We start from the raw sequence: 8325 nt of genomic DNA on the forward strand, positions 1-8325 counted from the left end.
CTTGTGTAGGACAGAGAATATTGAAGATAGAATTATCAGGAGAGGGGCTGTCCTCTCCGTTTTCGTACGACAGGGGACAAATATGAGAGCCTGCCCAGGCCTGTGACTTGGCCGTCCACCTGGGCAGGCTCTCCCCACAGGGCGGAGTGCACCTGTGTATGTGTATCTTACTTCCCCTGGGTCAGAACGTCCAGACCTATCTTCGCAAATATGGCACTTGCGGGCCGGACCTGCCCCTGCACTGCCCAGGTTGCGGTGGTCGAATGCGGCGGCATGGGCGGTACTGGCGCTGGGTCTTTACTGCGCACCAGAAGGCGTACATCCCGATCTACCGCTGGTGGTGTCCAGGGTGCCGTAAGACGTGCGCCATCTTGCCTGACTTTCTGAAACCGTACGCCCGATTCATCACGCTGGTGCGAGAAGCCGTGGTTCGCGGGCGGGTGCGGCGGGGGCTGCCCTGGAGCACCCTGGCCCGGCGACTGAGCAGCCCGACGGTCAGCTGGCTCTCGGAGAAGACGCTCAGACGCTGGCTTGTCAGGGCGAGAGCGCTGGCCGGAGAGTGGAGCCAGTACCTTGCCGAACGGGTTCTGCGCTTCTGGCCGGACACAGACCTCGATGCCCTCACCCCCCGGCGGGAAGGTCCGGACGCTACGCTCCACTTCCTGCTGGATGTGGGGGACTGGTACCGCCGTCAGATGGGGCGGCGGCCGGAGGAACACGGCGGAGTGTTTGCTGCGCTGAACCGGCTGGGTGAAGGCACGGCTTCCCTCTAGCACACCACAGAGTCTGTCCGTCGCCTTCCCGCAGGCTGGCGTGCCACAATGGCGCCAACCTGGCAAGGGAGGGACTCACCATGGACGAACAGCAGCGCGACGAGATTGCCGCTTTTCGGTGGCAGCTCATCGCACCGGTTGTGGCGGAGGATGTGACCCGGCTCGAACGGCGGCGGATTCTGCAGCAAATCGCCCGCCAGCACCACCAGATTCCGCACAGCGACAAGACCCGGGTCAGCGTTCGCACCTTGGAGCGTTGGATCGCCGCCTACCGGCAGGCCGGCTTCGACGGGCTGAAACCCAAGGTGCGGGACGACGCCCGCAAGGGCCGTGTCATCACACCGGAGATTCTGGAGCACGCCATCGCTGCCAGGCGGGAAGTGCCGGAGCGCAGCGTGCAGCAGATCATTGACACCCTGGAGAAGGCCGGCGTAGTTCCACCGGGGCTGCTCCGGCGATCCACCCTGTCGCAGCATCTGGTGCGGGCGGGCTACAGCCGCAAGGCTATGCTCAGCCGCAAGCGCAGGGCGACCTTCCGGCGCTTTGAAGCGGCCCACCGCAACGACTGCTGGCAGGGCGACGTGTGTCATCTCCTGAACCTGCCGCATCCGGACAGGCCCGACAAGACCCGCAAGGTCTACCTCATCGCCTTCATCGACGACTACAGCCGCATCGTCTACGGGCAGATGTACTGGGAGGAGAAACTGCCCCGCCTGGAGGACTGCCTGAAACGCACCATCCTGCGCTACGGTCTCCCCCGGCGTATCTACGTGGACAACGGGGCGATCTATTCCGCCCGGCACCTGGCGCGCATCTGCGGCCGGCTGGGCATCCGCCTCACCCATTCCCGGCCCTATCGACCGCAGGGGCGAGGGAAGATCGAGCGTTTCTTCCTTACCGTACAGAAGAGCTTTCTGCCGGAGGCACAGCAACTCATCGCCGCCGGCCAGCTTGCGACCCTGGAGCAGCTCAACGAGCTGTTCTGGGCCTGGCTGGAGGTGGCGTACCACAACCGGGTGCACGGCGTGACCAAGCAGACGCCGCGGCAGCGGTTTGAGGGCGACACGGAGCCGCTGCGGCGAATTGACCCCAGTGCACTCCGTGAGGTCTTCCTCTGGGAGGAGGAGCGCGTGGTGGACCAGACGGGCTGCTTTTCGCTCTACCGCAACCAATACGAGGTCGACCCGGCCCTGGCCCGCCGGAAGGTCACGCTTCGCTACGACCCGTACGACCTCAGCCAGATCCAGGTCTGGCACGAGGGGAAGCGCTTTGCCGACGCGGTCCCGCTAAAGCTGCACCGTACCCGGCACCGGTCGGTATCCCCCGCACCCGAACCAGCTGCAGCAGCACCCAAGACCGGCCTGAACTTCCTCACGCTGGCCAAGAAGCAGCATGACACCGAAAGGCGGAGGCGGCTGGGTGAGACCGCTTACACCCGGCTGACGCAGCCGAAGGGGGGCCAGAACTGAGTGCTGGCCGAGTTCTTTGGCTTTCGCGTCCTGCCCTTCAGCAAGGAGATCCCGACCACCGACCTGTTTCCGTGTGCACAGCACCAGGAGCTGCTGGCCAGGCTCCAGTACTGCGTGCGCCACCGGGCGTTCGGCCTCATCACCGGTGAGGTGGGATCCGGCAAGACCACTGCGATCCGTACCCTGTACGACCTGCTGGATCGCAGCCGGAATCCGTTTGTCTACATTGCCGACTCCAAGCTCACGCCCACGGCCTTTTACCGCGACGTGCTCACCCAGCTCGGTGTCGCCGCACCCTACCACTTCCTGAGCCGAGAGGCCCGCCGGCTGTTTGAGCAGACCATCCTGGACGGCTACCGGCTGCACGGGCTGCAGCCCGTCATCGTCTTGGACGAGGCCCATCTGCTGCCGCACGCCATGCTGCAGGAAGTGCGGTTCCTGCTCAACTTCCACCTGGATTCGGCCTGTCCCATGACCTTTCTGCTGGTGGGCCAGTCCGAACTGCGCGGCATGCTCCGCCTGCGCACCTTCGAAGCCATCGCCCAGCGCGTTCAGGTGCGGTACCATCTGGGGCCGCTCAGCGAGGAAGAAAGCGTCGCGTACATCCGGCACCATCTGCGCCGGACGGGCGTCGACCACGACATCTTCTCGGAACAGGCGCTGCAGAAGATCGCGGTGGAGTCCCGGGGTCTCCCCCGGGTGATCAACACACTCTGCACCAGTTGTCTGCTGGACGCCTGCTCCCGGGAGCAGCGCTTCGTGGACGAGGCGAATGTCGACCGGGTCCTGCTGGAACTTCAGGACCTACAGGCCGCCAAGGGTGGCAGCCCCTGGTAACTGTAACGGAGGGATCACCCGTGCTGGCATCGCTACGGACGACGGTACTGCCCCAGTTCACGGTTGAAGTGTACCCCGAGTGGGAGGCCGACCCCAGGACGCACCAGCGTTACGTGCTTGTGCTCCGGGACGCCACCGCCGGCGCCGTGGAGTTGGAGTTCGCCAGTGCCCGAGATCTCGGCGCCTTCCTCACAAGGACGCGCGAAGCCCTGGCTGCGGCTCGCAAGACGACGCATGTGCGGCGTGGCCGGGTGCAGCAGGCAAGGGCAAGGGCGGTACAAGCTACGTTGTTCTAACCTCAAGGGGGCGGCCCGATGGCCGCCCCCTGCGCTGGGGGGAGCGTTTGGAGGGTCGCCCGACGAGATTCATCGCTATCCGGTTACTCGTGAACGGGCCGGTTGGTGTGCGCCCGCACGTTGGCCACGAACTGTGCCATGGTATGCGAGAGGTGTTCCAGCACCTTCACCCACTCCTGCAGGTGCTGCTCGCCGCTGGGAGTGAGGCGGTAAAGCCGCCGGGCTGGCCCGCTCTCGTCGGTTTCCCACCGGGCGGTCACGTGGCCGTTGGCCTCAAGCTGCTTCAGGGTGCGGTACAGGGAGGCCCTTTCGATTTCAGCGTCGGTCAGCGCGTGCTCCTGCACCACGCCGGCAAGTTCATAGCCATGGGCCTCGCCCTTGAGCATGAGTGCGTAGAGTACAACAGGCTCGACAAACCGGTAGAGGTGCCCCATGGCGCAGGTGCAGTGCTGGCCTGGTCCGTGACGGCGGCAGTGTCCCCGTGGCATGATGTCAATCCTTCCTCCCTAGTGACCACGCTCTCCGTGATGGCAGTGGTCATGGTGGTGCGAGCCGCAGCCGCAAGTCTCCCCGGCGGTCACCAGGGTGCCGTTCAGGTACTGACTGACCACCTCGACGGGCTCCAGGCTGGGCGCCCCCAGGATGACTGAGATCCCCTCTTGGGCCAGCGACTGCTGCATACCCGCCCCCATGCCGCCGGCGATGACGACGGCGGCGCCATTCTCCTTAATAAACCGGGCCAGGATGCCGTGGTCGTGCTCGGGTGCAGGGAGGATCTGCTGGCCGATAACCTGCTTCTTTTCAGGGTCGACGTCGATGAAAGCAAAGGAGGGAGAGCGGCCGAAGTGCGGATTGAGGCGGCCGTCCTGAACCGGGATGGCAAAGCGCATGTTGAGTACCCCTTTCGGATATGGTTGCGATCTGCATCAGTCACATGACTCATATAGGTGACAATCGCACCTATACCGTCCACCAACGCTTTTCAACTCTTCCTTTCGGCACGCCAGGCTCTTGCGGCGGTCTTGGGCGCGAGGTAGCGGTCGATTGCCTCCCGTACCGATCCGGAGGCTCCATCCCTCAGCCGGATTCCGACGCTCTGAAAAACGTGATACAACGGAGGACCGTACTCTTCACAAAGAACCACGTCGACCCTGTGCCGGGAAAGCAGTTCGGCTAGTGCGGCGCCGGCGCCTCCAGGATTCTCAAGAGTTCGCCAGCTATCCAGCGTATCCCACGAGCCGTTGTGCGTGTCATAGATCACTACAAATTGTGCCTGTGCGAGCACTGGATCCACACAGCTGGCTGGATCGGGCCTCTCGGCCGGTACGGCAATACGCACGTCCTGCACCTCCCGTCAAGAGAAGCTTGCTTCATCTAAGTGATAATGTCACCTATAGTATAAGTCCAGCTATCGTACAGTGTCAACCTGTTGTTGCCCGGATTATTTGTCAACATGTGTTGAGCATGGTGCGCTTGTGTAGGACAGAGAATATTGAAGATAGAATCATCAGGAGGGGGGCTGTCCTCTCCGTTTTGGTACGACAGGGGACAAATATGAGAGCCTGCCCAGGCCTGTGACTTGGCCGTCCACCTGGGCAGGCTCTCCCCACAGGGCGGAGTGCACCTGTGTATGTGTATCTTACTTCCCCTGGGTCAGAACGTCCAGACCTATCTTCGCAAATATGGCACTTGCGGGCCGGACCTGCCCCTGCACTGCCCAGGTTGCGGTGGTCGAATGCGGCGGCATGGGCGGTACTGGCGCTGGGTCTTTACTGCGCACCAGAAGGCGTACATCCCGATCTACCGCTGGTGGTGTCCAGGGTGCCGTAAGACGTGCGCCATCTTGCCTGACTTTCTGAAACCGTACGCCCGATTCATCACGCTGGTGCGAGAAGCCGTGGTTCGCGGGCGGGTGCGGCGGGGGCTGCCCTGGAGCACCCTGGCCCGGCGACTGAGCAGCCCGACGGTCAGCTGGCTCTCGGAGAAGACGCTCAGACGCTGGCTTGTCAGGGCGAGAGCGCTGGCCGGAGAGTGGAGCCAGTACCTTGCCGAACGGGTTCTGCGCTTCTGGCCGGACACAGACCTCGATGCCCTCACCCCCCGGCGGGAAGGTCCGGACGCTACGCTCCACTTCCTGCTGGATGTGGGGGACTGGTACCGCCGTCAGATGGGGCGGCGGCCGGAGGAACACGGCGGAGTGTTTGCTGCGCTGAACCGGCTGGGTGAAGGCACGGCTTCCCTCTAGCACACCACAGAGTCTGTCCGTCGCCTTCCCGCAGGCTGGCGTGCCACAATGGCGCCAACCTGGCAAGGGAGGGACTCACCATGGACGAACAGCAGCGCGACGAGATTGCCGCTTTTCGGTGGCAGCTCATCGCACCGGTTGTGGCGGAGGATGTGACCCGGCTCGAACGGCGGCGGATTCTGCAGCAAATCGCCCGCCAGCACCACCAGATTCCGCACAGCGACAAGACCCGGGTCAGCGTTCGCACCTTGGAGCGTTGGATCGCCGCCTACCGGCAGGCCGGCTTCGACGGGCTGAAACCCAAGGTGCGGGACGACGCCCGCAAGGGCCGTGTCATCACACCGGAGATTCTGGAGCACGCCATCGCTGCCAGGCGGGAAGTGCCGGAGCGCAGCGTGCAGCAGATCATTGACACCCTGGAGAAGGCCGGCGTAGTTCCACCGGGGCTGCTCCGGCGATCCACCCTGTCGCAGCATCTGGTGCGGGCGGGCTACAGCCGCAAGGCTATGCTCAGCCGCAAGCGCAGGGCGACCTTCCGGCGCTTTGAAGCGGCCCACCGCAACGACTGCTGGCAGGGCGACGTGTGTCATCTCCTGAACCTGCCGCATCCGGACAGGCCCGACAAGACCCGCAAGGTCTACCTCATCGCCTTCATCGACGACTACAGCCGCATCGTCTACGGGCAGATGTACTGGGAGGAGAAACTGCCCCGCCTGGAGGACTGCCTGAAACGCACCATCCTGCGCTACGGTCTCCCCCGGCGTATCTACGTGGACAACGGGGCGATCTATTCCGCCCGGCACCTGGCGCGCATCTGCGGCCGGCTGGGCATCCGCCTCACCCATTCCCGGCCCTATCGACCGCAGGGGCGAGGGAAGATCGAGCGTTTCTTCCTTACCGTACAGAAGAGCTTTCTGCCGGAGGCACAGCAACTCATCGCCGCCGGCCAGCTTGCGACCCTGGAGCAGCTCAACGAGCTGTTCTGGGCCTGGCTGGAGGTGGCGTACCACAACCGGGTGCACGGCGTGACCAAGCAGACGCCGCGGCAGCGGTTTGAGGGCGACACGGAGCCGCTGCGGCGAATTGACCCCAGTGCACTCCGTGAGGTCTTCCTCTGGGAGGAGGAGCGCGTGGTGGACCAGACGGGCTGCTTTTCGCTCTACCGCAACCAATACGAGGTCGACCCGGCCCTGGCCCGCCGGAAGGTCACGCTTCGCTACGACCCGTACGACCTCAGCCAGATCCAGGTCTGGCACGAGGGGAAGCGCTTTGCCGACGCGGTCCCGCTAAAGCTGCACCGTACCCGGCACCGGTCGGTATCCCCCGCACCCGAACCAGCTGCAGCAGCACCCAAGACCGGCCTGAACTTCCTCACGCTGGCCAAGAAGCAGCATGACACCGAAAGGCGGAGGCGGCTGGGTGAGACCGCTTACACCCGGCTGACGCAGCCGAAGGGGGGCCAGAACTGAGTGCTGGCCGAGTTCTTTGGCTTTCGCGTCCTGCCCTTCAGCAAGGAGATCCCGACCACCGACCTGTTTCCGTGTGCACAGCACCAGGAGCTGCTGGCCAGGCTCCAGTACTGCGTGCGCCACCGGGCGTTCGGCCTCATCACCGGTGAGGTGGGATCCGGCAAGACCACTGCGATCCGTACCCTGTACGACCTGCTGGATCGCAGCCGGAATCCGTTTGTCTACATTGCCGACTCCAAGCTCACGCCCACGGCCTTTTACCGCGACGTGCTCACCCAGCTCGGTGTCGCCGCACCCTACCACTTCCTGAGCCGAGAGGCCCGCCGGCTGTTTGAGCAGACCATCCTGGACGGCTACCGGCTGCACGGGCTGCAGCCCGTCATCGTCTTGGACGAGGCCCATCTGCTGCCGCACGCCATGCTGCAGGAAGTGCGGTTCCTGCTCAACTTCCACCTGGATTCGGCCTGTCCCATGACCTTTCTGCTGGTGGGCCAGTCCGAACTGCGCGGCATGCTCCGCCTGCGCACCTTCGAAGCCATCGCCCAGCGCGTTCAGGTGCGGTACCATCTGGGGCCGCTGAGCGAGGAAGAAAGCGTCGCGTACATCCGGCACCATCTGCGCCGGACGGGTGTCGACCACGACATCTTCTCGGAACAGGCGCTGCAGAAGATCGCCGCCGAGTCCCGCGGGCTTCCCCGGGTCATTAACACACTCTGCACCAACTGCCTGCTGGACGCCTGCTCCCGTGAACAGCGCTTTGTGGACGAGGCCAATGTCGACCGGGTTCTGTTTGAGCTGCAGGATCTGCAGACCGCCAAGGGCAGCAGCCCGTGGTAATGGAGGGATGACTCGTGCTGGCCTCACTGCGAGCGACCGTGCTGCCTCAGTTTACGGTTGAGGTCTACTTCGATTGTGAGCCGGACTGCCGGACGCACCCACGTTACGTACTCGTGCTCCGGGATGGAACGGCTGGTGCCGTCGAGCTGGAGTTCGCCAGCGCCCGAGATCTTCGTGCATTTCTCGCCAGGAGCCGCCAGGCACTCACGGAGTGCCGCAGGACGGCACGGATTCACCGCAGCCCAAGCAAACGGGTCGCATCCGGAACTGTACAAGCTACACTGTTCTAAGCTCAGCAGGGGCGGCCGGCTGGCCGGCCGCCCCCGATCCTGGCGACAAACCAACGCGTCAGTTGACGAACGACACTGTCGCCAGTCAAGTCACTGCCAAATAGCGCGG

Annotated in this window: 9 protein-coding genes; 6 read left to right on the forward strand and 3 right to left on the reverse strand. The window is 64.2% G+C overall.

The window, feature by feature from the left end; genetic code table 11:
- Positions 1–158 precede the first annotated feature (158 nt).
- From AB2385_RS16130 to AB2385_RS16140, 3 genes are all read left to right on the forward strand, one after another.
- Positions 159–773, forward strand: a complete 615-nt coding sequence (locus AB2385_RS16130) for a DUF6431 domain-containing protein (protein ID WP_011196840.1) — start codon at positions 159–161, stop codon at positions 771–773.
- Between the two features lie 80 nt (positions 774–853).
- Positions 854–2242, forward strand: coding sequence for a DDE-type integrase/transposase/recombinase (locus tag AB2385_RS16135; protein WP_367656038.1), 1389 nt, complete (start codon positions 854–856; stop codon positions 2240–2242).
- Entirely contained in the window at positions 2243–3079 is an 837-nt protein-coding gene (locus AB2385_RS16140) for an ExeA family protein (RefSeq protein ID WP_367656039.1), read from the forward strand. It begins immediately after the preceding gene.
- 379 nt (positions 3080–3458) lie between these two features.
- Here the strand turns inward: AB2385_RS16140 and AB2385_RS16145 are convergent, their stop codons facing one another.
- The 3 genes from AB2385_RS16145 to AB2385_RS16155 form a co-directional block, all read right to left on the reverse strand.
- On the reverse strand, positions 3459–3863 hold the full coding sequence (locus AB2385_RS16145; RefSeq protein WP_367656040.1) for a PadR family transcriptional regulator: 405 nt from the start codon (positions 3861–3863) through the stop codon (positions 3459–3461).
- Positions 3864–3881: 18 nt separating this feature from the next.
- Positions 3882–4265: a NifB/NifX family molybdenum-iron cluster-binding protein gene (locus tag AB2385_RS16150; RefSeq protein ID WP_367656041.1), complete on the reverse strand. Its 384-nt coding sequence runs from the start codon at positions 4263–4265 to the stop codon at positions 3882–3884.
- A gap of 92 nt (positions 4266–4357) precedes the next feature.
- Positions 4358–4723 (reverse strand): NifB/NifX family molybdenum-iron cluster-binding protein, encoded by a 366-nt coding sequence (locus AB2385_RS16155; protein WP_367656042.1) that lies wholly within the window; start codon positions 4721–4723, stop codon positions 4358–4360.
- Positions 4724–5005: 282 nt separating this feature from the next.
- On the opposite strand from AB2385_RS16155, the gene AB2385_RS16160 reads away from it, so the two are divergent.
- The 3 genes from AB2385_RS16160 to AB2385_RS16170 all read left to right on the forward strand — a co-directional run bounded on the left by AB2385_RS16160 (position 5006) and on the right by AB2385_RS16170 (position 7926).
- The gene (locus AB2385_RS16160; RefSeq protein ID WP_011196840.1) at positions 5006–5620 is read left to right on the forward strand and encodes a DUF6431 domain-containing protein; all 615 of its coding nucleotides are present in this window, start codon (positions 5006–5008) and stop codon (positions 5618–5620) included.
- 80 nt (positions 5621–5700) lie between these two features.
- Positions 5701–7089 (forward strand): DDE-type integrase/transposase/recombinase, encoded by a 1389-nt coding sequence (locus tag AB2385_RS16165; protein WP_367656038.1) that lies wholly within the window; start codon positions 5701–5703, stop codon positions 7087–7089.
- Positions 7090–7926 carry an ExeA family protein gene (locus AB2385_RS16170; protein WP_011196390.1) on the forward strand — a complete coding sequence of 279 codons (837 nt, stop codon included), beginning with the start codon at positions 7090–7092 and terminating at the stop codon, positions 7924–7926. It begins immediately after the preceding gene.
- The last annotated feature ends 399 nt before the right edge of the window (positions 7927–8325 follow it).

This window comes from Symbiobacterium sp., assembly GCF_040797425.1.
Classification (GTDB): domain Bacteria; phylum Bacillota; class Sulfobacillia; order Symbiobacteriales; family Symbiobacteriaceae; genus Symbiobacterium.

Excerpts from the sequence above, each read along its gene's own strand:
- AB2385_RS16135 (WP_367656038.1), top strand. The coding sequence starts at position 854 with ATGGACGAACAGCAGCGCGACGAGATTGCCGCTTTTCGGTGGCAGCTC.
- AB2385_RS16150 (WP_367656041.1), bottom strand. The coding sequence starts at position 4,265 with ATGCGCTTTGCCATCCCGGTTCAGGACGGCCGCCTCAATCCGCACTTC.
- AB2385_RS16145 (WP_367656040.1), bottom strand. The coding sequence starts at position 3,863 with ATGCCACGGGGACACTGCCGCCGTCACGGACCAGGCCAGCACTGCACC.
- AB2385_RS16130 (WP_011196840.1), top strand. The coding sequence starts at position 159 with ATGTGTATCTTACTTCCCCTGGGTCAGAACGTCCAGACCTATCTTCGC.
- AB2385_RS16165 (WP_367656038.1), top strand. The coding sequence starts at position 5,701 with ATGGACGAACAGCAGCGCGACGAGATTGCCGCTTTTCGGTGGCAGCTC.
- AB2385_RS16160 (WP_011196840.1), top strand. The coding sequence starts at position 5,006 with ATGTGTATCTTACTTCCCCTGGGTCAGAACGTCCAGACCTATCTTCGC.